At 59.6% G+C, this 22,854-nt stretch carries 25 protein-coding genes; 3 read left to right on the top strand and 22 right to left on the bottom strand.

Annotated features, from left to right (window positions below):
• Window position 1: 1 nt before the first annotated feature.
• The 20 genes from nuoH to ACU0FH_RS14380 form a co-directional block, all read right to left on the bottom strand.
• A complete protein-coding gene (gene nuoH, locus ACU0FH_RS14475; RefSeq protein WP_446195352.1) occupies window positions 2–1,042 on the bottom strand; it encodes an NADH-quinone oxidoreductase subunit NuoH in 1,041 nt (346 codons plus the stop codon).
• 6 nt (window positions 1,043–1,048) lie between these two features.
• Window positions 1,049–1,435 carry a hypothetical protein gene (locus ACU0FH_RS14470; RefSeq protein ID WP_446195351.1) on the bottom strand — a complete coding sequence of 129 codons (387 nt, stop codon included), beginning with the start codon at window positions 1,433–1,435 and terminating at the stop codon, window positions 1,049–1,051.
• A complete protein-coding gene (nuoG, locus tag ACU0FH_RS14465; RefSeq protein WP_446195350.1) occupies window positions 1,432–3,447 on the bottom strand; it encodes an NADH-quinone oxidoreductase subunit NuoG in 2,016 nt (671 codons plus the stop codon). Before nuoG ends, ACU0FH_RS14470 begins: the two co-directional genes overlap by 4 nt.
• Before the next feature lie 3 nt (window positions 3,448–3,450).
• Window positions 3,451–3,864: a DUF5333 domain-containing protein gene (locus ACU0FH_RS14460; protein ID WP_446195349.1), complete on the bottom strand. Its 414-nt coding sequence runs from the start codon at window positions 3,862–3,864 to the stop codon at window positions 3,451–3,453.
• 97 nt (window positions 3,865–3,961) lie between these two features.
• Window positions 3,962–4,321, bottom strand: coding sequence for a hypothetical protein (locus tag ACU0FH_RS14455; protein ID WP_446195348.1), 360 nt, complete (start codon window positions 4,319–4,321; stop codon window positions 3,962–3,964).
• 54 nt (window positions 4,322–4,375) lie between these two features.
• Window positions 4,376–5,083, bottom strand: a complete 708-nt coding sequence (locus tag ACU0FH_RS14450; protein ID WP_446195346.1) for a class I SAM-dependent methyltransferase — start codon at window positions 5,081–5,083, stop codon at window positions 4,376–4,378.
• A gap of 60 nt (window positions 5,084–5,143) precedes the next feature.
• Entirely contained in the window at window positions 5,144–5,539 is a 396-nt protein-coding gene (locus ACU0FH_RS14445) for a hypothetical protein (RefSeq protein WP_238369120.1), read from the bottom strand.
• Window positions 5,540–5,548: 9 nt separating this feature from the next.
• Window positions 5,549–6,844, bottom strand: coding sequence for an NADH-quinone oxidoreductase subunit NuoF (gene nuoF, locus ACU0FH_RS14440; protein ID WP_446195345.1), 1,296 nt, complete (start codon window positions 6,842–6,844; stop codon window positions 5,549–5,551).
• Between the two features lie 4 nt (window positions 6,845–6,848).
• Window positions 6,849–7,070, bottom strand: a complete 222-nt coding sequence (locus ACU0FH_RS14435; protein WP_446195344.1) for a DUF5337 domain-containing protein — start codon at window positions 7,068–7,070, stop codon at window positions 6,849–6,851.
• Between the two features lie 28 nt (window positions 7,071–7,098).
• Complete coding sequence (locus ACU0FH_RS14430) at window positions 7,099–8,340, bottom strand: NADH-quinone oxidoreductase subunit E (RefSeq protein WP_446195343.1); 1,242 nt, start codon at window positions 8,338–8,340, stop codon at window positions 7,099–7,101.
• Window positions 8,340–8,708, bottom strand: a complete 369-nt coding sequence (locus ACU0FH_RS14425; protein WP_446195342.1) for a hypothetical protein — start codon at window positions 8,706–8,708, stop codon at window positions 8,340–8,342. The genes ACU0FH_RS14430 and ACU0FH_RS14425 overlap by 1 nt, the downstream gene beginning before the upstream one ends.
• Before the next feature lie 3 nt (window positions 8,709–8,711).
• Window positions 8,712–9,926 carry an NADH-quinone oxidoreductase subunit D gene (locus ACU0FH_RS14420; protein ID WP_238369125.1) on the bottom strand — a complete coding sequence of 405 codons (1,215 nt, stop codon included), beginning with the start codon at window positions 9,924–9,926 and terminating at the stop codon, window positions 8,712–8,714.
• A complete protein-coding gene (locus ACU0FH_RS14415; protein WP_238369126.1) occupies window positions 9,926–10,531 on the bottom strand; it encodes an NADH-quinone oxidoreductase subunit C in 606 nt (201 codons plus the stop codon). Before ACU0FH_RS14415 ends, ACU0FH_RS14420 begins: the two co-directional genes overlap by 1 nt.
• Window positions 10,528–11,058, bottom strand: a complete 531-nt coding sequence (locus ACU0FH_RS14410) for a NuoB/complex I 20 kDa subunit family protein (protein WP_088635266.1) — start codon at window positions 11,056–11,058, stop codon at window positions 10,528–10,530. The genes ACU0FH_RS14415 and ACU0FH_RS14410 overlap by 4 nt, the downstream gene beginning before the upstream one ends.
• Before the next feature lie 80 nt (window positions 11,059–11,138).
• The gene (locus tag ACU0FH_RS14405; RefSeq protein ID WP_238369127.1) at window positions 11,139–11,504 is read right to left on the bottom strand and encodes an NADH-quinone oxidoreductase subunit A; all 366 of its coding nucleotides are present in this window, start codon (window positions 11,502–11,504) and stop codon (window positions 11,139–11,141) included.
• 201 nt (window positions 11,505–11,705) lie between these two features.
• Window positions 11,706–12,491, bottom strand: a complete 786-nt coding sequence (locus ACU0FH_RS14400; RefSeq protein ID WP_446195340.1) for a crotonase/enoyl-CoA hydratase family protein — start codon at window positions 12,489–12,491, stop codon at window positions 11,706–11,708.
• Complete coding sequence (locus tag ACU0FH_RS14395; RefSeq protein ID WP_446195339.1) at window positions 12,484–13,353, bottom strand: hydroxymethylglutaryl-CoA lyase; 870 nt, start codon at window positions 13,351–13,353, stop codon at window positions 12,484–12,486. Before ACU0FH_RS14395 ends, ACU0FH_RS14400 begins: the two co-directional genes overlap by 8 nt.
• Window positions 13,354–13,416: 63 nt before the next feature.
• Window positions 13,417–15,351, bottom strand: a complete 1,935-nt coding sequence (locus tag ACU0FH_RS14390; RefSeq protein WP_446195337.1) for an acetyl/propionyl/methylcrotonyl-CoA carboxylase subunit alpha — start codon at window positions 15,349–15,351, stop codon at window positions 13,417–13,419.
• A 100-nt stretch (window positions 15,352–15,451) separates the two neighbouring features.
• On the bottom strand, window positions 15,452–17,056 hold the full coding sequence (locus ACU0FH_RS14385; protein WP_446195336.1) for a carboxyl transferase domain-containing protein: 1,605 nt from the start codon (window positions 17,054–17,056) through the stop codon (window positions 15,452–15,454).
• Window positions 17,057–17,136: 80 nt separating this feature from the next.
• Complete coding sequence (locus tag ACU0FH_RS14380; RefSeq protein WP_446195335.1) at window positions 17,137–18,300, bottom strand: isovaleryl-CoA dehydrogenase; 1,164 nt, start codon at window positions 18,298–18,300, stop codon at window positions 17,137–17,139.
• Between the two features lie 129 nt (window positions 18,301–18,429).
• Here ACU0FH_RS14380 and ACU0FH_RS14375 point away from each other — a divergent pair, with 129 nt between their 5' ends.
• Complete coding sequence (locus tag ACU0FH_RS14375; RefSeq protein WP_446195334.1) at window positions 18,430–18,900, top strand: pyridoxamine 5'-phosphate oxidase family protein; 471 nt, start codon at window positions 18,430–18,432, stop codon at window positions 18,898–18,900.
• A gap of 20 nt (window positions 18,901–18,920) precedes the next feature.
• Window positions 18,921–19,376, top strand: coding sequence for a CreA family protein (locus tag ACU0FH_RS14370; RefSeq protein WP_446195333.1), 456 nt, complete (start codon window positions 18,921–18,923; stop codon window positions 19,374–19,376).
• 4 nt (window positions 19,377–19,380) lie between these two features.
• Here ACU0FH_RS14370 and ACU0FH_RS14365 read toward each other — a convergent pair whose 3' ends face one another.
• Window positions 19,381–20,580, bottom strand: a complete 1,200-nt coding sequence (locus ACU0FH_RS14365; RefSeq protein WP_446195332.1) for a DegT/DnrJ/EryC1/StrS family aminotransferase — start codon at window positions 20,578–20,580, stop codon at window positions 19,381–19,383.
• A gap of 91 nt (window positions 20,581–20,671) precedes the next feature.
• Window positions 20,672–21,364: an HAD-IA family hydrolase gene (locus tag ACU0FH_RS14360; protein WP_446195330.1), complete on the bottom strand. Its 693-nt coding sequence runs from the start codon at window positions 21,362–21,364 to the stop codon at window positions 20,672–20,674.
• 133 nt (window positions 21,365–21,497) lie between these two features.
• Here ACU0FH_RS14360 and glmU point away from each other — a divergent pair, with 133 nt between their 5' ends.
• Window positions 21,498–22,850 (top strand): bifunctional UDP-N-acetylglucosamine diphosphorylase/glucosamine-1-phosphate N-acetyltransferase GlmU, encoded by a 1,353-nt coding sequence (gene glmU, locus ACU0FH_RS14355; RefSeq protein ID WP_446195328.1) that lies wholly within the window; start codon window positions 21,498–21,500, stop codon window positions 22,848–22,850.
• Window positions 22,851–22,854: the final 4 nt, after the last annotated feature.

The following is a 22,854-nucleotide window of genomic DNA, read 5'->3' as shown; positions in this document are numbered from 1 at the left end:
ATCAGCTCCCAGTGCTCCAGCGCGCGAAGGCGCCCCAGAACCAGTCGAATTTTGCGGCGAAGGCCACGAAGACCACCCAGACGAGGCTGAACGGGAGGAAGACCTTCCAGCCCAGACGCATCAGCTGGTCATAGCGATAGCGCGGCGTGATCGCCTTGATCATCGAGAAGAAGAAGAACACCAGTCCGATCTTGGCGATCATCCAGAAAATGCCGTCAGGAAGGCCGGGGATCGGCGACAGCCAGCCGCCAAGGAACAGGAGCGAGATCAGCGCGCACATCAGCACGACGGCAACCAGTTCCCCGATCATGAAGAGAAGGAAGGGGGTCGAGGAGTATTCCACCTGATACCCGGCAACGAGTTCCGATTCCGCTTCGGGAAGGTCGAACGGCGGGCGATTGGTTTCGGCCAGCGCCGAGATGAAGAAGAGGATCATCATCGGGAAATGCGGCAGCCAGTACCAGTTGAGCAGACCGAGGTTGCCGTCCTGCGCGTTGACGATGCCGCTAAAGTTCATCGAACCGGTCGAGATGATCACGCCGATGATGATCAGGCCCAGCGAGACCTCGTAAGAGATCATCTGCGCGGCCGACCGGAGTGAGCCGAGGAACGGGTATTTGGAGTTCGACGCCCAGCCGCCCATGATGACGCCATATACTTCGAGCGAGGAGATGGCGAAGACGAAAAGGATTGCCACGTTGATGTCCGAGAGCACCCAGCCATCGTTGAACGGGATCACCGCCCAGGCGACGAGCGCCATGACAAGGCTGATCATCGGCGCAAGGAAGAACACCGCGCGGTCAGCACCAGCGGGCACCACGATTTCCTTGAGGATGTATTTACCGAAATCCGCAAAGCTTTGCAGCAGGCCGTAGAATCCGACCACGTTGGGGCCACGGCGCATCTGGACGGCGGCCCAGATTTTGCGGTCGGCATACATCAGAAATGCCAGCGCCACCAAGAGCGGGACGACGATCAGTAGGATCTGGCCCAGTATCAGCAGCGCGATTCCCGTGCCCGTTGTCGTAAAGAATTCAGCCATAAGTCCTCACACCGTCGGTATCCCGTTTTCCGCGCAGTTTTCGACCACGACTTCGGCGTCGATGGTTTCCAGTCCGCGCGGCAGCGATGGCGAGATGGTGTAAACAGCATCCGCCGCCCACACGCCACCCTTTTCCTGTACTTTTGTGCGCAAATGACGCGCAAATCCGTATCCACGGATCAGCGCATATTGCGCGGCGGCGCATTCCGCATACCCCGCCACATCATTGTCGTTCCGGGCGCCTTTCATCACGACGCCAAACTGCACCAGATCACCATCCAGAAGCCGCGTGTCGACCCCACCATAGACGGGCCGGTAACCCGATCCGCCCGAGGTCGCACCCGCATCGCAGCCGGTCAGGACCAGCGCCGATATGATCGCGGTGCGAATCATTCAGCCGCGATCTGCTGAGCGCGTGCTTTGACGCCTGCGGAAAGTTCCGCCATCAACGCGCTTGCCCGTGCGATCGGGTTTGTCAGGTAGAAATCGGTGATGGCAGGACGGAAGCTCGCCTTGCCCAGTTCACCGGCCTCGAGCTTCTCAACCGCGTTTTCAGGTATTTCGTCCACCTTCGCGAGATGCGGTACGGCTTTGACAAGTTCCTGACGGAGCTGTGCGATGCTGTCGAATGGCAGCACATCGCCGATCTCGCCTGAAAGCGCCCGGAGGATCGCCCAGTTTTCCTTGGCTTCACCCGGTGCGAAACCGGCGCGCTGCGCAAGCTGCGGGCGACCTTCGGTATTCACGAAAAGACCGGTTTCCTCGGTATAGGCCGCTCCCGGCAGGATGATGTCGGCGCGATGCGCGCCGCGGTCGCCGTGGCTGCCTTGGTAGATGACAAAAGCGCCTTCGGCGATGTCGACCTCATCCGCGCCAAGGTTATAGATGACCTCGGCCTCGGACACCTCGGCCATGCCGCCGTCGCAGGTGGCACCGATATCCATCGCCCCGACCCGGCTGGCTGCCGTGTGCAGGATGAGAAGACCGCTATTGGTTGCCTCGGCGATGCTTTGCGCCGCGGCGAGAACGGCCGCACCGTCTGCTTCTTGCAAAGCGCCCTGCCCGACGATGACCATCGAAGATTTTTCGCGGATCTCGTCCGAGCCGCCCATGTCGACAACTTCCTGCAGCGCGGCGCGGTCGTTGCCCATATGGGTGTAGTCAAAGGTCAGGTCCGCCGCATCGCCAACCAGAGCCACATTTGCACCACGGCTCCATGCCTTACGGATACGGGCGTTGAGCACGGGCGCTTCGACCGCCGGATTGGTGCCGATCAGCAGGATGCTTTCCGCCATGTCGATGTCTTCGACAGCGGCGGTACCGACATATGCCCCCCGGTTTCCGGCGGGCAGTTTCGCCCCGTCGGTACGGCATTCGACAACACCGCCCATGCCTTCGATCAGCTGTTTGAGCGCAAAGGCAGGTTCGACAGAGACCAGATCGCCAACGATTCCGGCGACTTTCTTGCCCTTCATAGCGGCGGCAGCGGCGGTCAGCGCCTCGCCCCAGCCCGCTTTGCGCAGCTTGCCGTTTTCGCGGATATAGGGCGTGTCGAGACGCTGGCGCCGCAACCCGTCCCAGACAAAGCGCGTCTTGTCGGAAATCCATTCCTCGTTCACGCCGTCATGGTTGCGCGGCAGGATCCGCATGACTTCGCGGCCCTTGGTATCCACGCGGATGTTCGAACCAAGCGCGTCCATCACGTCGATGCTTTCGGTCTTGCTGAGTTCCCACGGACGGGCGGTGAACGCGTAGGGTTTCGACACCAGCGCTCCGACCGGGCAAAGATCAATGATATTGCCCTGCATATTCGAATTCAGCGTCTCGCCCAGATAGGACGTAATCTCGGCATCTTCGCCGCGACCGGTCTGGCCCATCTGGTGAATGCCTGCGACCTCGGTGGTGAAACGAACGCAGCGCGTACAAGAGATGCAGCGCGTCATGTGGGTTTCGACCAGCGGACCAAGATCCAGATCCGTCGAGGCCCGCTTGGCTTCGCGGAAACGCGAGAAGTCAACGCCATAGGCCATCGCCTGATCCTGAAGATCGCATTCGCCGCCCTGGTCGCAGATCGGGCAATCGAGCGGGTGGTTGATCAGGAGAAACTCCATCACCCCTTCGCGGGCCTTCTTGACCATTGGCGAGTTCGTCTTGACCTGCGGCGCCTGCCCTTCGGGACCGGGGCGCAGATCGCGGACCTGCATCGCGCAGGAAGCGGCGGGTTTCGGCGGACCGCCCACGACCTCGACCAGACACATGCGGCAGTTACCGGCGATCGACAGCCGTTCGTGGTAGCAGAAACGCGGAATCTCGACCCCGACCTGCTCACAGGCCTGGATCAGGGTCATTGCCCCGTCGACTTCGATTTCGGTTCCGTCAATGTTGATCTTGCGGAGGTCAGACATGGTCTATTTCGCCCTCAGTAGCACACCAATCGCGCTGGATTTGGCAATTTCCGCACGCCCAAAGGTGCAGAAGGTTTCAGGTTTGTCATAGGATACGCCGTTCTGAGCGAGGAATTTCTCGCCTTTTGCGCGCATCCGGGCCTTTTCGGTATCGGATTCGACATAGGCCCTGATTTCTTCGTCGCTGTAGCCCAGATCATTAGCCTGGGCCTTGATCTTGCGCAGCGTGTTCAGCGCGCGCAGCACACGCGGGCTGATGTCGTCGCAGCGGTCGCGGATCGCATCGGCAATCGCAACGGCAAACAGCGTATTCTCGATCTCGGGCACATCGCGCAGCGCCGGTCGCGCAGTGGCCGAAACCGGCAGCGCAACGGTGCAGGCGAGCGCGGCGGAGATAACGGTATTGGCAATTCTCATCGGGTTTTCCTTTCGTGTGAAAGGCAAACCTCGGACGAGAATCGTTCCGTTAGGCAATAACAACCGCCCTTGGCCCCGGTGATATGCAAATACCCGCTCACGGATTGCATTCTCCGGCCAGTGTCAGCGTATCGTTCACGACCGGCAATTGCTGCAAGGGTCTGTGCGGCCCGGCGGACCAAATGATCCGCGAGGTGCCGTAGTTCGTGATGCAATAGCGGGTCGCCTCGAATTCGCCAGCCTCGATCGCGCCTTGCGGGGCGAGAGACATGTTCTTGACGGAAACGGTGAAACGCTGACGGTTATCGTCGACTTTGCTCGCCTTGGTCTTGAAGTAGACCCCCTGGAACGCCAGCCGGGTTTCATCGTCCTGGGCACATGCGGACAGGGTCACGGCAAAGGCCGCTACAGCAAGACCACGGCCGGTCTGCCTGACGATTTGAGGCAGTGTTTTCATAATCTTCCGCCTTGCACCGCGCTGTTGCGCTCCGGTCGTTTCGATTGCCTGCATCTACTTCACCCGCGAATGCACCGGTCGGTGCACCTTTTCCTTTTCGATGACGACCATCGAGTCATGAATGTGAAAGCCCGCGAAAGCACCCTCCATGGCCGGGAACCGCAGGCCCTTGCGATGATACCAGTGGTGCATGTCATCCACCATGCGCCGTAGCAAGTTGAAAAAACTGGTTTTTGCCCGGTACCCGCCGCCGTACTTGGGAAAATAGGCGGTGTGAAGATCTTCGATCACATAAGCACCGCCGGGTGAGAGCCGGGGATAGAGGGCCATGAGCGAGGCCTCGATATGTTTCATCCGGTGGCTGCCGTCGTCGAGAATCAAGTCGACGCCGCCCATTTCATCGACCACCTCGGACAGAAACTCGGGATCGGCCTGCGAGCCGATCCGCACCTGCCCCGACTGTCCGTCGTAGCGCGCGCAATCCGGGTTGATGTCGATGCCGAAGATCTTCGCTTCTTTTCCAAAGTATTTCCGCCAAAGCTGCAGCGAGCCGCCGTGATTGACGCCGATTTCGAGAAACCGGACCGCCGTGCCGCGAAATTTTGAGAAATACCGGTCGTAGAGCGGAATATAATGATGCCACTTGTGGACGGTCGCGCCCTCGTTCGAGGCATAGATCTGTGCCAGATCGCCAGCATAGCCATATTTGTCGAGGATATCCCCGGCAATATCGCCATCTTCTTCAAAGCGGAATTTCCTCATCTCCCCAGAACCTTCGTTCTGCGGATGATCCGGTCAGCGCTTTGAGCCCCGAACACCATCTTAGCCCCGCTTGTACACGAGAACGCTGACAGGGGTCCGCCGTGCCGTTTCATCATCGAGCACCGTACAGGTGTTCAGCCTGCTGTAGCTGGTGCCATATTTCGCGGCCAGCGACCGGCGTTTAACATCGGTTTCCAGCTCAGCCGCTTCCCGGACCTGCTGCGCAACCAGTTGGCCGTTTTTCACGCGTTCGTTGGTGATCGCAGCAGCCAGAACCTCATCATAGGAATACGCGGGGCAGCGTCCGACCATTTCCCGCGCGATGGTCCGCACGGCATAATGCTCCGGCGCAGACAGGGCCATCAGTTCGGCCGTGCGCGGGTCGTTCAGATTGGCGCTGCCACCGCAACCCGCCAAGAGAACCAGCCCGACCGAAATGAAAAACTGCCTGCGCATGCCCTGCCCTTACTCTGCCGCGACCGCGCTGACGCGCCCGGTGCGTTTGTGTTTGATGCGATCTTCGATCTCGTTGCGGAAATGACGGATCAAGCCCTGGATCGGCCAGGCTGCCGCATCGCCGAGCGCACAGATCGTATGACCCTCGACCTGCTTGGTCACGTCGAGCAGCATGTCGATTTCCTCGACCTCGGCATCGCCGGTTACCAGACGATCCATCACGCGCATCATCCAGCCGGTGCCTTCGCGGCAAGGCGTACACTGACCGCAGCTTTCATGTTTGAAGAACTTGGAAAGACGCCAGACGGCTTTGATCACGTCGGTGTTCTGATCCATGACGATCATGCAGCCGGTGCCAAAGGACGACTTGTTTTCGCGCATCCAGTCGAAATCCATGATCGCGTCTTCCAGCGCTTCCTTGGGAAGAACCGGGCAGGACGCACCACCGGGGATGATCGCCTTTAGGTTATCCCAGCCGCCGCGAATACCGCCGCCGTGTTTTTCGATCAGCTCGCGCACGGGCAGCGACATAGCTTCTTCGAATACACATGGATTGTTCACGTGACCGGTCAGCGCGAAGAGCTTGGTGCCCACGTTGTTAGGACGGCCAAAAGAGCTGAACCATTCCGGGCCACGCCGCAGGATCGTGGGCACAACAGCAATGGATTCCACGTTGTTAACCGTGGTCGGGCAGCCGTAAAGCCCCGCACCCGCCGGGAACGGCGGCTTCATCCGCGGCATTCCTTTTTTGCCTTCGAGGCTTTCGAGCAGCGCGGTTTCCTCGCCACAGATATAGGCCCCGGCCCCATGCGCCAGATACAGGTCGAAATCCCAGCCGGACTTGCAGGCGTTCTTGCCGATCAGGCCCGCGTCATAGGCTTCGTCGATGGCCGCCTGTAGCGCCTCGCGCTCGCGGATGTATTCACCGCGGATGTAGATGTAGGAGGCATGCGCGCCCATCGCGAAAGAGGCAACCAGCGCCCCTTCGATCAGCGTATGCGGATCGTGGCGCATAATTTCACGGTCCTTGCAGGTCGCCGGTTCCGATTCATCCGCGTTGATCACGAGATAAGCCGGGCGACCGTCGCTTTCCTTGGGCATGAATGACCACTTCAACCCAGTCGGAAAGCCCGCGCCGCCGCGTCCGCGCAAGCCGCTGTCCTTCATCTGCTGGATGATCCAGTCGCGACCCTTTTCAAGGATGCCCGCGGTGCCATCCCAGTGGCCCCGCGCCTGCGCGCCTTTGAGCGTGCGATCATGCATCCCGTAGAGGTTGGTAAAGATCCGGTCCTGGTCTTTCAGCATCTCATTAGCCTTTATCATTCCGGCGTGTGCGCCAGAGATTGTACGTCTGCCAGAGCGCAAAACCGAAACCGGCCAGCGCCATGAGGTCGAACAGGGCTTGGGTCCGGTTGGACCAGCCCAGGATGGACCCGGCGAAATTGGCGCAGATCCAGAGCAAGCCAATCCCGGCTATCAGCAACGCAAGGCGCTGACCCGTTTTTGTCGTCGATCTGGTTTCCGTGCTCATTCTTGAATTGTGCCCTTACGCAGTTTTCTCAGTCTTGGTAGGTGCCGTCTTCTTTGGCGCGGCGCGAGAATTCGGTCTCGCCCCCACCCTGCAATTCCTTGGCCTGTGCAACCCAGTCATCGCGGGTCACGCGGCCTTTGAAACCCTGCAAGTTCTGATCGACCCAGGCGATTTCCTTGTCCGTCCAATTAGCGATCTGGTCGAAATGGTAAAAGCCCATGGAATGCAGCAGGTCTTCGAGTTTCGGGCCGACGCCCTTGATCATTTTGAGATTGTCAGGCTGACCGTCACGTGCGGAATCGAGAGAAGCCGGACGATCCGCGTCATCGGCAACCGGCGTAGCGGCGGGTTTCGCCTTGGCCGATTTCGATTGGGTTGCAGAGTCTTCTGTTACATCCGTCTCTTTTGCGTCAGGTTCGGCCGATTTCGGCTTTCCCTTCTCGACCGCCTGCGCTTCCTGCTCGGTCACGCCGGTTGCATCTGCGGGCTCACCTTCTGCCGGACGTGGTTCATTCCGCGCGACAAGTTCCTCGTTTTCGGCAGCAGCGCCGCCATCCTTTGGATTGTCGCGCCATGGTGTCAGGAGCGGTACCTCGGTACCGTCGATCCGCTTGACCGTGTCGCCGATGTCCACGGCAAGTTGCACCGACGCATTATACTGGGTCCGACCGCTGTCATATTCGGTCAGCGTGACCAGCCCCGAAAGAGGTTCGGAGGCATAGCGGCCGTTCTGTGGGCCCGGAACCGGCACCTTGCCAGCCGCCAGTTCGTCGATGATCTCGCCAAGACGTTCGGCGGTCAGGTCTTCGTAATAGTCCTTGCCGATCTGGGCCATGGGCGCGTTGGCACAGGACCCGAGGCACTCGACCTCTTCCCAGCTGAACTTGCCGTCATCCGACAGCATATGCGGCTTGGGCGCGATCTTTTCCTTGCAGACGGCCATCAGGTCTTCGGCACCGCAGATCATGCAGGACGTGGTGCCGCAGATCTGGATATTGGCAATAGAACCAACCGGTTGAAGCTGGAACATGAAATAGAAAGACGCCACTTCAAGCGCGCGGATATAGGCAAGGCCCAGCATTTCAGCCACGTGCTCGATCGCGGGGCGGGTCAGCCAACCCTCTTGTTCCTGCGCGCGCCACAGCAGCGGGATGATCGCCGAAGCCTGACGGCCTTCGGGATATTTGGTCATCTGCGCTTCGGCCCATTTCTGGTTGGCCGGCGTGAAGGAGAAAGAGTCGGGTTGGTCAGGATGAAGACGACGAAGCATTAGAGAGCGGTTCCTGATGTAACCAGTGCAAGGATCGAGATGCCAAGGGCACCAAGGGCCAGCAGCCCGGTTATCGTGTGTTTGAAGTGCGGCAAATTGCGGCTGCGATAGATCCAGCCATCGTAGAGGCCCATAAAGGCGCAGACGGCAAAGAAAAATGTCGAGAACTTGGCGTTGTCCAATAGCAGGACGCCAAAAGCGAATAGGAACATGACGATATATCGACCGGTCATTACATTCGGCAACAGCTCTGGCCGGTGCGTTGCACGTACCATGGCCGTTTCAGGATCGCGGATAAAGAGGACCGCGTAATAGCCTGTAATGATGACCGTAATGGCCAGCGCGATATATGTGAGTTGCCCCATCATCGATTAGCGGTCGACCTCGCCGAACACGATGTCCATCGTGCCGATGATCGCCGCGACATCTGCAAGCTGATGCCCGCCGGCCACGTGATCCATCGCCTGCAGATGCAGGAACCCGGGTGCACGCAGCTTGGCGCGGTACGGCTTGTTGGTGCCATCGGCAACAAGGTAGACGCCGAATTCGCCTTTGGGGGCTTCGACCGCGCAGTAGACTTCGCCGGCAGGGACGTGGAAGCCCTCGGTATAAAGCTTAAAGTGATGAATCAGAGATTCCATCGAGGTCTTCATATCGGTCCGCGACGGGGGCGTGATCTTGCCCCGTGCCAGAACATCGCCCGGCTCTTCGCGCAGCTTTGCGATGGCCTGCTGGATGATCTTTATCGACTGGCGCATCTCTTCCATGCGGACGAGATACCGATCATAGCAGTCGCCGTTCTTGCCAACCGGGATTTTGAAGTCGAATTCATCATAGCATTCGTAGGGCTGCGAACGCCGCAGGTCCCAAGCGAGGCCCGAGCCGCGCACCATAACGCCGGAGAAGCCGTATTGCTGGATTTCTTCCTCGGTAACGATGCCGATGTCGACGTTACGCTGTTTGAATATGCGGTTTTCGCTGAGCAACCCGTCAATATCGTCAAGCCGTTTTGGAAACCTGTGCGACCAGGCCTCGATATCGTCGATCAGATCATCGGGAAGGTCCTGATGGACCCCGCCGGGACGGAAATACGCCGCGTGCAGACGCGCGCCACATGCCCGTTCGTAGAAGATCATCAGGTCTTCGCGTTCCTCAAACCCCCAGAGCGGCGGCGTCAGCGCCCCCACGTCCATCGCCTGCGTCGTCACGTTCAGCAGGTGGTTCAGAATGCGTCCGATCTCTGAAAAGAGCACGCGGATCAGCGAGGCGCGGCGCGGCACCTGAACTCCGGTCAGCTTTTCGATGGCCAGACACCAGGCATGTTCCTGGTTCATCGGCGCAACGTAATCGAGCCGGTCGAAGTAAGGCAGGTTTTGCAGATAGGTCCGTGATTCCATCAGCTTTTCGGTACCACGGTGCAGCAGGCCGATATGCGGGTCGCAGCGTTCGACGATTTCGCCGTCAAGCTCGAGAACAAGCCGGAGAACCCCGTGCGCCGCAGGGTGTTGCGGGCCGAAGTTGATGTTGAAATTGCGGATCTTCTGTTCGCCTGTCAGGGCGTCTTCGAAACCTTTGGAGCCGTCCATCACTTGGCCTCCGTTTTCTCATCGCCGGGCAGGATGTATTCGGCACCCTCCCATGGGCTCATGAAATCGAACTGGCGATATTCCTGCACCAGTGAGACAGGTTCGTATACGACCCGCTTCTGGGTCTCGTCATAACGAACTTCGGTATATCCCGTAGTCGGGAAATCCTTGCGCAGCGGATGCCCCCGGAACCCGTAGTCGGTCAGGATGCGGCGCAAATCCGGATGACCCGAGAAGATGATGCCGAACATATCATAAACTTCGCGCTCGAACCAATCCGCAGAGGGGTGAACCTCGGTGATCGAGGGCACGAGATCTTCTTCGCGGATCGAAACACGCAGGCGGATACGGTGGTTCTGATACATCGAAAGGAAGTGATAGACGACGTCGAACCGCTTGGGGCGTTCCGGATAGTCGACACCGGTGATGTCCACCAGCGAACTGAAACGGCAAGTCGCGTCCGTTTTCAGGAACTCGACAAAGCCCTTGATGTTGGCCGGGGTCACATCGACGTTCAGCTCGCCATGGGTCACGTCCCAAGACAGAACACAATCCGGGCGCTTCAATTCGATATGTTCGCCCAGTTCCTTGAGTGCATCGCTCATCGTACGATTGTCCCCGTGCGGCGAATTTTCCGTTGCAGCTGCATCAGCCCGTAAAGCAGAGCTTCGGCGGTCGGCGGGCAGCCCGGCACATAGATGTCGACGGGCACGATCCGGTCGCAGCCGCGCACGACGGAGTAGGAATAGTGATAATAGCCACCGCCGTTGGCGCAGGAGCCCATCGAGATCACATAGCGCGGCTCGGGCATCTGGTCGTAAACCTTGCGCAGGGCCGGTGCCATCTTGTTGGTCAACGTGCCCGCCACGATCATCACGTCAGACTGGCGCGGAGAGGCGCGCGGCGCGATGCCAAAGCGTTCGGCGTCGTAGCGCGGCATCGAGGTGTGCATCATTTCGACCGCACAGCACGCGAGACCGAAGGTCATCCAGTGCAGCGAACCGGTCCGCGCCCAGTTGATCAGATCCTCGGTCGAGGTCAGGATAAAGCCCTTGTCCTGAAGATCCTTGTTTAGGCTCTGAACAGCGGTCTCGCCTTCGAAAACAGGCGGCTGGTGCTGGACATCCGCCATGTTGGACGGGCCGGATTTCACGCGCGGGGTCTGATCGCCCTGCCCCTGTGTCCGCGTAACGAGGGCGTCCTGATTGTTATCTACTGCCATTCCAGCGCCCCTTTCTTCCATTCATAGGCAAAGCCGATGGTCAGCACGCCAAGGAATACCATCATCGACCAGAAACCGACCATGCTCACATCCTTGAACGACACGGCCCAGGGGAAGAGGAAAGCGATCTCGAGATCGAAAATGATGAAGAGAATCGAGACGAGGTAGAAACGCACGTCGAACTTCATCCGCGCATCGTCGAATGCGTTGAACCCGCATTCGTAGGCAGACACCTTTTCCGGGTCCGGATTACGGACCGCCAGAACAGCCGCCGCGAGGATCAGGATTGCTCCGAGACCTATTGCGACAGCCAAAAACACCAGAATGGGGAGGTATTCCCGCAACATCTCTTCCACGAGTGGCTCCTTTTGCTACGCACCCCTGAAAGGTTGCGCCGTCAAGTGGCATGTTGACCTTGGCCTTGTGTATCCCTGTGTTCCGGGAGGGTCAACGGGGCCAGACCGCTCTTGATGCGGCTCATATCGCCGCAGAAGCGGAATATGTTCAAATGATTAACACTTTTCGCGCCGCATTGCGGCGAATGCGCGTCTTTACGGCTACGTCACGATCCACGGCGCCTTTTCCTTGCGGAAAAATGCGCCGACTCCCTCGACCGCTTCGGTGGTTTCCCATTGCCGGGCCAGCGCACGAATGGTGCGGTCGATGACCTCTTCATCGATCGTCAGCCCGAAAGAGCGGGCAAGCCGCTTGGATTCGGCCACGGCGCTTGGCGCACAGGAAAGATACGGCACGACCTCGGCTTCGACGGCCTGTTCGAGATGGTCAGGCGCGACGACTCGTGAGATCAGGCCAAGGTCGATCGCTTCGGTCGCGTTAAAGATACGCGCGGACATGAAGACGCGACGCGCCATCGCCTCTCCCATCCGGGCAAGGCAGTATGGGCTAATCGTCGCCGGGATCAGACCCAGCCGGGTTTCAGTAAAGCCAAGCTTGGCGTGATCCACCGCGATGGCGACGTCGCAGACGCTGATCAGACCGAGACCCCCACCAAAGGCGTTCCCCTGAACGGCACCGATAACGGGCTGAGGCAGCGTGTTCATCGCAAAAAGCATGTCAGCGAGCTTGCGCGCTTCTCGATAGCGGGTATCGCCATCTGCCGCCATTTGTTGCTGCATCCATTTCAGGTCGCCACCGGCGCAGAAGGTTTTACCCGCCCCGGTGAGCACAACAACCCGGATCGCGGAATCGGCAGCGATGCTTGCGGCGGCCTCGGTCAGCTCGGCGATCATCCGGCCCGACATGGCATTATGCTTTTCCGAGCGTTCCAGCGTCAGATGCGCGACGCCTCGCTCATCCGTCGTCAGTGAAATTTCTTCAAACATGCGCTTCCTGCTCTCCGCGCATGGAACGGGCCATCTGGGCCGCTTGGCTGATCAAGTCCATGTCGAGACCGGTATCGTAACCGAGCCGCTCAAGATGCGTCGCGACAGCCTCGGTCGCGACATTTCCCGCCGCGCCGGGCGCATAAGGACAGCCGCCGAGCCCGCCAACGGCCGCGTCGAAGACCCTCACGCCAAGGGACAGGGCGGCGTCGATATTGGCGAGCGCGCGGCCGGAGGTGTCATGGAAATGCCCGGCCAACCGCCCCACCGGGATGACATCCCGCACTTTCAACAGCATGCGCGCGATACTGTCCGGGGTGGCCTTGCCCAGCGTGTCACCGAGGGAAATCTCATAGCATCCCATGGCAAAGAGGCGGTCCGCAACCGCAGCCACCTGCGACGGTGCGGTGGGACCGTCGAACGGGCAGTCTGTCACGCAGGATACATAACCCCGAACCGGGAGATCGATATGGCGAGCGGCCTCTAGGATCGGCGCAAAGCGGTCGAGCGATTCCTCGATGCTGGCATTGATGTTGGCGCGGCTGAACCCTTCACTGGCCGAGGCGAAGACAGCGATTTCGTCAGCCTTTGCAGCAAGTGCATCCTCGTAGCCACGCATATTTGGCGTCAAAGCGGCATATCGCACACCATCGGCACGCTTGATACCCAGAAGAACCTCGCCACTGCCTGCCATCTGCGGCACCCACTTGGGGCTCACGAAACTGGCGCATTCGATGCGCTTGAAGCCAGCGTTGCTCAGACAATCGACGAGTTCGATTTTTTCCGAAACCGGAATTTCGCGTTTTTCGTTCTGCAGACCGTCGCGCGGACCGACCTCAAAGATTTCAACATATCCCGTCATGTCAGGTTCTCCCTCTCTGGGCCGGTAGGTCAGATTATCTCCGACCGCGCACCGCCATCTTGATCATTCCAACGCTTCCAGCCGGACCAGCGCTGCACCGCTGTCGACCTGATCGCCCGCCTTGGCCAGCACTTCTGCCACGACGCCATCGCGGGCGGCCAGCAGTGAATGCTCCATTTTCATCGCTTCGAGAACCGCCAGCCGATCTCCCTCGCTGACAGAAGCACCTGTCTCTGCATAGATCGCCTTGACGAGTCCCGGCATCGGCGCTTCGATCAGATTGCCGTCGCCATGACTGCCTGCCACGCGATCAAACGGATCGACCGCTTCAAAAGCGAACCCGTAGCCATCAAACACCGTAACCGTCGATCCGGCAATGGCGAAATCCGGCATTGCCCGGTGGCCCACCAGCCACGTGCCCGAGATGCGTTCGGCGATCACTTTGGCACCATCCACGTCCCAGGCCTGACGGTTCTGCCCTTCGGCATCGACTTTCAGGGTCAGGATTTCTCCCTCCCCTAAAAGCCGGACCGTTTGCGACAAGGGTGACCATAGGGAAAAGCCGCTTTCCCAGCTTGAGTCGACCAGACTGGTTACCGCCATGGCTGCCACTACCGCATGGCGGGGTTCGGGTTCAGGCGCAGAGACGAGTGCGTCGATGTCGCGGCCGATCAAACCGGTATCGACGTCGCCTTTGGCGAATCCCGCGTGTCCCGCGAGCGCGCCCAGAAAGGCGAGGTTGGTGACGGTTCCCCCGACCTTCGTGCCCGCAAGCGCGCGTGAAAGGCGTTTCAACGCGATAGCGCGGGTCGGCCCATGCACGATCACCTTGGCAATCATCGGATCGTACCAGGGGCTGATCACGTCCCCTGCCCGCACGCCGCTGTCGGCGCGGGCATCCGCGGGGAATTCCAGATAGGTCAGCTCACCCGTTGCAGGCAGGAATCCCTTCGGCACGTCCTCGGCGTAGAGGCGGGCCTCGAAGGCGTGCCCGTCGATGGCCAGTTCATCCTGTTGTTTCGGAAGTTCCTCTCCGGCGGCAACCCGCAACTGCCATTCCACGAGATCGACGCCTGTAATCGCCTCTGTCACCGGGTGTTCGACCTGCAGACGGGTATTCATCTCCATGAAATAAAAACGGTCGCTGCGCAGCCCCTCGGAGGCATCGACAATGAATTCCACCGTGCCTGCCCCCTTGTAACCAATGGCTTCGGCCGCGCGCACGGCGGCCTCGCCCATGGCAGAGCGCATTTCCTCGGTCATGCCGGGTGCCGGGGCCTCCTCGATGACTTTCTGGTGGCGGCGCTGCAGGGAACAGTCCCGTTCGAAGAGATGAACCGCGCGCTTGCCATCACCAAAGACCTGAACTTCGATATGCCGGGGCTTGGCGACAAATTTCTCTACCAGCACATCCGTGTTTCCGAAAGCGGTACGGGCCTCACCACGGGCGCTTTCCAGAGCGGCGGCGAAATCGCCGGGCTTTTCAACCTGCCGCATGCCTTTACCGCCACCGCCAGCGACCGCCTTGATCAGAACCGGATAGCCAATTTCGTCGGCACGCTCAGAAAGAAAGGCGTCACCCTGATCTTTGCCATGATAGCCGGGCACGACCGGGACACCGGCCTTTTCCATCAGCGCCTTTGCCGCGTCCTTGAGACCCATCGCACGGATCGCTTTCGCCGACGGGCCGATGAAAACCAGCCCCGCCGCTTCGACCGCTTCGACGAAATCGGGATTTTCGGACAGAAACCCATAGCCGGGATGGATCGCCTGCGCGCCGGTTTCCAGGGCGGCGCGAATGATCACCTCGGCTTTGAGGTAGCTATCAGACGGCGCTGCGCCGCCGATATGGACCGCGTGATCGGCCATCTGGACATGGCGCGAACCGGCGTCCGCGTCGGAATAGACCGCCACGCATCTGACACCCATTCCCCGCGCGGTCTCTATGACCCGGCAGGCGATTTCGCCGCGATTGGCAATCAGAATCGTGTCAAACATCGATCTTTCCTTCGAGGCTGCAGGATGGACCGGGGGCTGTCTGCCCCCGGACCCCCGAGAGTATTTCGTGCAAGAGGAAAAGGCAGATCATGAACCGGTCCTACATGCGGAAGACGCCGAAACGCGTCTCTTTGATCGGGGCGTTGAGCGTAGCAGACAGAGAGAGCGCAAGGACGTCGCGGGTCTTGCGTGGATCGATGATGCCATCGTCCCAGAGGCGCGCGCTGGCATAGAGCGGATGTGATTGGCGAGTGAACATCTCGAGCGTGGGGCGCTTGAATTCTGCCTCTTCTGCCTCGGACCACGTTCCGCCTGAGCGTTCGATGGAATCGCGCCTGACGGTTGCGAGGACTCCGGCAGCCTGTTCGCCGCCCATGACCGAGATGCGAGAGTTCGGCCAGGTCCAGAGGAAGCGCGGGTCATAGGCGCGGCCACACATGCCGTAATTGCCCGCGCCGTAAGAGCCCCCGACGAGCATCGTAATCTTCGGGACTTTTGTCGTTGCAACGGCGGTCACGAGTTTGGCGCCGTGACGGGCGATGCCTTCGGCTTCGTATTTGCGTCCGACCATGAATCCGGTGATGTTCTGCAGGAAGATCAGCGGGATGCCGCGCTGGCTGCAAAGTTCGACGAAATGCGCGCCCTTGGCGGCGCTTTCCGAGAAAAGCACGCCGTTATTGGCGATGATGCCGATCGGACAGCCGCGGAGGTGGGCGAAACCGCAGACGAGGGTTTCTCCGAAGCGGGCCTTGAATTCGTCAAAGCGGGAACCGTCGACGATCCGGGCAATCACCTCGCGGATGTCATAGGGCGTGCGCAGGTCCTTGGGCACCACACCGAGAATTTCCTCGGGATCATAGGCGGGTTCTTCGGAGGGTTGCCAGGCGACGCTGCCGATCTGTTTTCGGTTCAGGCCGCCAACGGCGCGCCGGGCCAGCGCAAGGGCGTGGGTATCATCCTCGGCGAGGTAATCCGCGACGCCGGACAAGCGCGTATGAATGTCGCCGCCACCAAGGTCTTCGGCGGTGACGACCTCGCCGATTGCGGCTTTCACCAGCGGGGGACCGGCAAGGAAGATCGTGCCCTGTTCCTTGACGATGATCGTGACGTCGGACATGGCCGGAACATAGGCCCCACCCGCCGTGCAGGAGCCCATGACAACGGCAATCTGCGGAATGCCCTTTGCGCTCATATTCGCCTGGTTGAAGAAGATCCGTCCGAAATGCTCTCGGTCAGGGAACACCTCGTCCTGATTTGGCAGGTTGGCGCCGCCGGAATCGACGAGGTAAACACAAGGCAGGCAATTTGTTTCCGCTATTTCCTGGGCGCGCAGGTGTTTCTTGACGGACATCGGGTAATAGGTGCCGCCCTTTACCGTCGCGTCATTACAGACGACCATGATATCGCGACCATGAATACGCCCGATGCCGGCAATCAAGCCTGCCGCCGGGGCCGCATCGTCATACATGCCATGCGCCGCCGTTGCCCCGATTTCGAGAAAGGGAGAGCCGGGATCGAGAAGGTTGGCAACCCTCTCGCGCGGTGGCATTTTCCCCCTGCTGACATGACGCTCCCGCGCTTTTTCGCCACCGCCTTCGGCCGCTTTGGCGGCAGCTTCCCGAATCTCGGCCAGCGCCTCCAGATGGGCCGAGACATTGGCCTTGAAATCATCGGAGGTAGGAAGGGCTTTCGATTGCAGTTTCATGTGATCTCCAGATCGATCCGATCGCTGGCGTCATGGCGCCGCTGTTTTTAGGAGCCGGCAAAGCCGGCGTCCTTCGCCGTTCAGGCCATCGCCGACATGAGTTCCCGGCCAACCAGCATCCGCCGGATTTCCGACGTGCCAGCCCCGATTTCCATGAGCTTCGCATCCCGGAAAATACGGGCGACCGGCGCGTCGTTCAGGAACCCTGCGCCGCCAAGGGCCTGAACCGCCTGATGCGCCTGTTTCATTGCCTCCTCGGAAGCATAGAGACAACAGGCCGCCGCATCCTGGCGGGTGACATCGCCGCGGTCGCAGGCCTTGGCAACCTCGTACACATAGGCGCGGGCGGAGTTCATCGCGGTGTACATATCGGCGATCTTGCCCTGCATCAGCTGAAAGTTCCCGATTGGCTGGCCGAATTGCTTGCGTTCGACCATGTAAGGCATGATCTCATCCATGCAGGCGGCCATGATACCGGTTCCGATACCAGCCAGGACGACGCGTTCGTAGTCAAGACCAGACATCAACACCTTAACGCCTTTGCCCTCTTCCCCGAGCACGTTTTCGAACGGAACTTCGCAGTCGTCAAAGATCAACTCGGCCGTGTTCGACCCACGCATGCCCAACTTGTCGAAATGCGGCGAGGTCGAGAACCCCTTGAAGCTTTTTTCGACGAGGAAGGCGGTTATGCCTTTGGACCCCGCATCCGGGTCCGTCTTGGCATAAACGACCAGCGTATCCGCGTCGGGGCCGTTGGTGATCCAGTACTTATTGCCGTTCAACCTATAGTGATCGTTGCGTTTTTCCGCGTGGAGCTTCATCGACACCACGTCCGATCCGGCGCCGGCCTCGCTCATCGCGAGCGCGCCGACATGTTCGCCGGAAACAAGTTTTGGCAGGTATTTTTCTTTCTGCTCCTGCGACCCGTTCAGCTTGATCTGGTTGACGCAGAGATTCGAATGCGCGCCATAGGACAACGAGACAGACGCGCTGGCGCGTGCGACTTCTTCCACGGCGACGGTATGTGCCAAGTAGGACATGCCCGCGCCGCCGAATTCCTCGGGCACAGTCACGCCCAGCATGCCGAGTTCGCCCATTTCTCGCCACAGCTCGGCAGGGAAATTGTTAGACCGGTCGATTTCGGCGGCCATCGGTTTCACCCGATCCTGCGCCCAGCGGTGCACCATTTCGCGCAGCGCGTTCACGTCCTCGCCAAGATCGAATTGCATAGCTGCTGTGAACATACGCCGCCTCCCCGATTTATTGAACACTCGTTCATATCCTACGCTTCCGGTTTCCGCCGGTCAAGCAGAAGGAACAAGAGTGCCGTGGCGGCGTTGTCAGGAAAGATCGAAAGCTGAAAGGAATGAATCATGGCAACGGATCTTAAAGCCGACTTCTGGAAACGGATCGATAATGTACAGGCAGGCCTTCTGACCGCGAGTGGAGAGCGCCCCGTTCCAATGGCGCCGCAAGCCGACGCGGACGACAACGCAATCTGGTTCATTACCGCTGCGGGCACGGACCCCGAAAAAGCCGCCCATGGCGGCGCCGAAGCCGCGTTTTATGTGGCCGATCCCAAAGCAGACATTTATGCGAATGTGGAAGGTCGGCTGGAGATATCGAACGACAGCGAAAAGCTGGACGAGGTATGGAACGCCTTTGCCGCCGCGTGGTTTGAAGATGGCCGTGAAGACGAGGATGTTCGCCTGATCAAGTTCACCCCGCACAAGGCAGAAGTCTGGCTGACGGAAAGCTCTGCCGCGTTCCTCTATGAAGTCGCAAAAGCGAATTTAACGGATGACACGCCGGACGGCGGCGAGCATGGTCAGATCACCTTTTGACTGAAACGAAAGTCTGACCGATGATTAATATCCGCGCCGTTTTCGCCGCCTTGCTGATTTGTGCCGGGCCCGTCTGGGCCGAGGAGGTCGGAGAAGTCGGCGTGGATTGGGTTGGCAATGACATCATGATCGAAGCCATTGCCGACCCCAAGGTCGAGGGTGTGACCTGCCACATCGCATATTTCGACCGCGGGCTGTTCGACCGCCTGTCAAAGGGGAACTGGTTCGAGGATCCCTCCAACGCGTCTATTTCTTGCAGGCAGACCGGACCGATAAAAATCGGAGACATCGACCGCGACGAGGACGGTGAAGACGTTTTTCGAACGTCCCGCTCGATTATTCTGAAATCCTTGCGCGTCAAACGGATCTTTGACGAAAAGAACCAGACGCTGATTTACCTTGCCCACGCAGCTGAACTGACCGACGGCTCCGCCAAGCTGTCGATGTCGACTGTCCCGCTTTACAATTCGGACTGAGGGCTCAGGCCGGTTCCGACTGGAATACCGTGCTTACCTCTGACCGGATGATCCGAGCGATGAGCGCACAATCTTCCTCGCTGAATGTCAGCGGCACGCGCATGTCGAGTATTGCGGACAGGACGCGATCACTCTCTGGCATCGGCGCTGAAGGTGCATATCGCCAGCTGTCATAGCGCGAAGTGAACGCCTTCGGCTCAGACGCACCGAACCATTTCAGCTCGACACCGCGCTGAGCGCATCCCGAAACAACGTCTTCGACCTTTTCCGCCGGCCAGTCTGACAACAGAAACTGGATCGAGGAGCCCACGAAATGTTCTTCCGGGGGACGCTCGACGACCGTAAGACCGGGCGTTTCGCGCAGACCTGCCTCAATGGTCCTGTAGCGCTTGTTCCAGCGTTGGACCTGTTCGGGCAGCGCCGCCAGTTGCGGGCGCAGAAGCGCCGCCCTAAGGTTATCCATCCGTCCGGAGACATTCGGCGTGTCATACTTAATCTGCGCGAAAGTGTCCGGCGCGGGCGCCGCCAGATGGCGTTCGTAGAGCATGTAAGACCCGGACAGGATGATGGCACGCGCGGCCAGTTCTTCGTCATCGGTCACGAGGAACCCGCCTTCGCCCGAATTGATGTGTTTGTACGTCTGGCAGGAATATGCGGCGGCGAGGCCGTGACGCCCGGATGGAACGTCGCGCCAATGCGCCCCCATCGTATGAGCGCAATCCTCGATCACTGCGATACCGTTTCCGTCGCAAATCGCCATCAGCCGGTCCATGTCACAGATATGGCCACGCATATGCGACAGAAGCAGGTAATCCGCCTGATCTGCCTTTGCCTCAAGGTCGGCAAGATCGATTGTAAGGCTCTCGGACACGCCAACGAATACAGGGACAGCCCCCAGCGAAGCGATCGCGCCGGGCACAGGCGCCAGCGTGAAGGTGTTTGTCAGTACCCTGTCGCCCGGTTTGACACCGGCCGCTCGAAGCGCGGTCGCCATGGCGTAGCCCCCCGAAGCAACGGCCACGCAATACCTGGCACCAGTGAATTCTGCGAACTCCTGCTCCAAAAGCGCTGTTTCGCCAAGCTCGTTATCGGCAACGTTGTATCGATGTAACCTCCCGCTTTGCATGATGCGCACGGCGGCTGCGATAGCCGCATCGGGGATCGGTTCTTGCTGGGTAAAACTACCCTTGAAAATCTCTTTCATGCCTCTTTCTGCGCCTGGGCCAAACATGCGTCAAGTGACCTTGCAGGGTTGGTCGGGAACCGCATCGCGACGGCACGAATTTGGCTCACTTCTATGCCGTTGCTTGATCGGCATTTCCGTTGCGTCCGATCAAATTTCCCACCACGTCGGCAAGGTCGGCAAAGTCGTGGAGCAGCGCTTCGGGTTCCAGCGCAGCCATGTCGTCGCCCGCCGGACCAAAGGTCACGAGAACCGAGGGGACCCCGGCGGCGCGCGCCGTATTCCGGTCCGTGTCGCTATCTCCGATCAGAACGCAAAGTGCCGGATCGCCCCCTGCCCGCCGTGCCGCTTCGCGCAGGGGCTCCGGATCAGGTTTGCGCACCGGCAGCGTGTCGGCACCGACCATCGACGCGAATACATCACGCACACCTAAACTCTGCAACAGCTTCTCGGCCAGAGCTTCGGGCTTATTCGTACAGATGCCGACGCCATACCCAAGTCGGCGCAGGGTTTCGACTGCATCCATCGCACCGGGATAAAGCGTTGTGTGGCTGGCGATGTCCTGATCATAGGCTTCCAGTAGGATCGGGTAATACTGATCGACCGTCGCCGCATCGAAGAGCGTAAGCCGGTCCAGCCCTTCGCTCAGCATACGGCGGCCGCCCCGCAAGGCAATCGCGGCATCCTTGACCGGATCAAGTATGTCTCCCAGCCCCATTTCGCGAAAACAATAATTGGCCGAGGCGATCAAATCGCGCGACGTATCGGCAAGCGTTCCATCAAGGTCGAAAATGACCGTCCGCATGAAATCCCCTTCTGTCGGCGTGAATCCGCCTCTGCCTGTTGCAACGTGCAACCTAGATTGATCCCGGCGCGGCTTGCGCCGCGGTATTCAGCGGATAAAACGGTCGGAATCGAAATACAAAGAGAAAACGCCCATGGACACCGCACTTGTCATCCTCGCCGCCGGAAAAGGGACGCGGATGAACTCAGACCTGCCAAAAGTGCTGCATCCGATTGCACAGGCCCCGATGCTGGCCCATGCGATGCGCGCAGGGGCGGCGATTGATCCGGTGCGAACAGTCATCGTGGCGGGCCACGGCGCGGATCAGGTTCGCGCGGCGGTGCAAGAGATCGACGAAGACGCGGTTGTGGTCCTTCAACGCGAGCAGAATGGCACCGCACACGCGGTGGACCAGACGCGGGACGCGCTGGCCGGGTTTTCCGGCGATATCATGGTTCTTTACGGCGATACGCCGTTCATCACCGCCGGGACGCTAAGCGCCATGACAGAGGCGCGCGAACATCATGACCTCGTCGTTCTGGGCTTTGACACCGCTGATATTGCGGCCCGATACGGCAGACTTGTCCTCGAAGGTGACAAGCTCCTGAGGATCGTTGAATACAAAGACGCCACGGATCAAGAGCGCGCCATAAGCCTTTGCAATAGCGGCCTATTGGTTTGCAATTCGGATACCCTTTTCGAGCTGATCGCCGAAGTCGGCAATGAAAATGCCTCGGGAGAATACTACCTGACGGATATTGTCGAACATGCGAATGTACGGGGCTTGAGCGTTACGGCTGTCAAATGTGATGAGGCCGAAACGCTTGGTGTGAATTCCCGCGCAGATCTGGCGGCCGCCGACGCGGTTTTCCAGACAAGAGCGCGTAATTCCTTGCTCGAAGACGGGGTAACCCTGCTTGCACCTGAAACGGTCTACCTTGCCTATGATACGGTCATCGGTCGCGACAGTGTGATCGAGCCGAATGTTGTCTTTGGCCCCGATGTAACAATCGAGTCCAGCGTCACGATCCGCGCTTTTTCGCACCTAGAAGGTTGCCACGTCAGCCGTGGGGCAACCATAGGGCCGTTTGCACGGCTCCGCCCCGGCGCAGAACTTGCCGAGAACACTCACATCGGCAACTTTGTCGAAATCAAGCAGGCAAACATTGCCGAGGGCGCCAAGATCAACCATCTGAGCTATATCGGCGATGCCGATATAGGCGAGAAAACAAATATCGGCGCAGGTACGATCACCTGCAACTACGACGGCGTGATGAAGCATCGCACCGTAATCGGCGCGAACGCATTTATCGGTTCGGACACGATGCTGGTCGCTCCAGTGACACTGGGCGACGGTGCGATGACAGCGTCCGGTTCGGTCATAACAAAAGACGTCGAGGCAGAGGCAATGGCGGTCGCTCGCGCCCGTCAGGTGAATAAACCGGGATTTGCGCGTAAATTGTTCGAAATATTAAAGGCGCGCAAAGCTCAGCAGGGAAAAGGGTAAGAAA

Source organism: Heliomarina sp. (assembly GCF_052826185.1).
Note: the sequence above shows the minus strand (reverse complement) of the source record. Positions and strands in the feature narration are given on the sequence as shown.

Coding starts and splice junctions, on each gene's coding strand:
- nuoH (WP_446195352.1), bottom strand. CDS start 1,042: ATGGCTGAATTCTTTACGACAACGGGCACGGGAATCGCGCTGCTGATA.
- ACU0FH_RS14470 (WP_446195351.1), bottom strand. CDS start 1,435: ATGATTCGCACCGCGATCATATCGGCGCTGGTCCTGACCGGCTGCGAT.
- nuoG (WP_446195350.1), bottom strand. CDS start 3,447: ATGTCTGACCTCCGCAAGATCAACATTGACGGAACCGAAATCGAAGTC.
- ACU0FH_RS14460 (WP_446195349.1), bottom strand. CDS start 3,864: ATGAGAATTGCCAATACCGTTATCTCCGCCGCGCTCGCCTGCACCGTT.
- ACU0FH_RS14455 (WP_446195348.1), bottom strand. CDS start 4,321: ATGAAAACACTGCCTCAAATCGTCAGGCAGACCGGCCGTGGTCTTGCT.
- ACU0FH_RS14450 (WP_446195346.1), bottom strand. CDS start 5,083: ATGAGGAAATTCCGCTTTGAAGAAGATGGCGATATTGCCGGGGATATC.
- ACU0FH_RS14445 (WP_238369120.1), bottom strand. CDS start 5,539: ATGCGCAGGCAGTTTTTCATTTCGGTCGGGCTGGTTCTCTTGGCGGGT.
- nuoF (WP_446195345.1), bottom strand. CDS start 6,844: ATGCTGAAAGACCAGGACCGGATCTTTACCAACCTCTACGGGATGCAT.
- ACU0FH_RS14435 (WP_446195344.1), bottom strand. CDS start 7,070: ATGAGCACGGAAACCAGATCGACGACAAAAACGGGTCAGCGCCTTGCG.
- ACU0FH_RS14430 (WP_446195343.1), bottom strand. CDS start 8,340: ATGCTTCGTCGTCTTCATCCTGACCAACCCGACTCTTTCTCCTTCACG.
- ACU0FH_RS14425 (WP_446195342.1), bottom strand. CDS start 8,708: ATGATGGGGCAACTCACATATATCGCGCTGGCCATTACGGTCATCATT.
- ACU0FH_RS14420 (WP_238369125.1), bottom strand. CDS start 9,926: ATGGACGGCTCCAAAGGTTTCGAAGACGCCCTGACAGGCGAACAGAAG.
- ACU0FH_RS14415 (WP_238369126.1), bottom strand. CDS start 10,531: ATGAGCGATGCACTCAAGGAACTGGGCGAACATATCGAATTGAAGCGC.
- ACU0FH_RS14410 (WP_088635266.1), bottom strand. CDS start 11,058: ATGGCGGATGTCCAGCACCAGCCGCCTGTTTTCGAAGGCGAGACCGCT.
- ACU0FH_RS14400 (WP_446195340.1), bottom strand. CDS start 12,491: ATGTTTGAAGAAATTTCACTGACGACGGATGAGCGAGGCGTCGCGCAT.
- ACU0FH_RS14395 (WP_446195339.1), bottom strand. CDS start 13,353: ATGACGGGATATGTTGAAATCTTTGAGGTCGGTCCGCGCGACGGTCTG.
- ACU0FH_RS14390 (WP_446195337.1), bottom strand. CDS start 15,351: ATGTTTGACACGATTCTGATTGCCAATCGCGGCGAAATCGCCTGCCGG.
- ACU0FH_RS14385 (WP_446195336.1), bottom strand. CDS start 17,056: ATGAAACTGCAATCGAAAGCCCTTCCTACCTCCGATGATTTCAAGGCC.
- ACU0FH_RS14380 (WP_446195335.1), bottom strand. CDS start 18,300: ATGTTCACAGCAGCTATGCAATTCGATCTTGGCGAGGACGTGAACGCG.
- ACU0FH_RS14375 (WP_446195334.1), top strand. CDS start 18,430: ATGGCAACGGATCTTAAAGCCGACTTCTGGAAACGGATCGATAATGTA.
- ACU0FH_RS14370 (WP_446195333.1), top strand. CDS start 18,921: ATGATTAATATCCGCGCCGTTTTCGCCGCCTTGCTGATTTGTGCCGGG.
- ACU0FH_RS14365 (WP_446195332.1), bottom strand. CDS start 20,580: ATGAAAGAGATTTTCAAGGGTAGTTTTACCCAGCAAGAACCGATCCCC.
- ACU0FH_RS14360 (WP_446195330.1), bottom strand. CDS start 21,364: ATGCGGACGGTCATTTTCGACCTTGATGGAACGCTTGCCGATACGTCG.
- glmU (WP_446195328.1), top strand. CDS start 21,498: ATGGACACCGCACTTGTCATCCTCGCCGCCGGAAAAGGGACGCGGATG.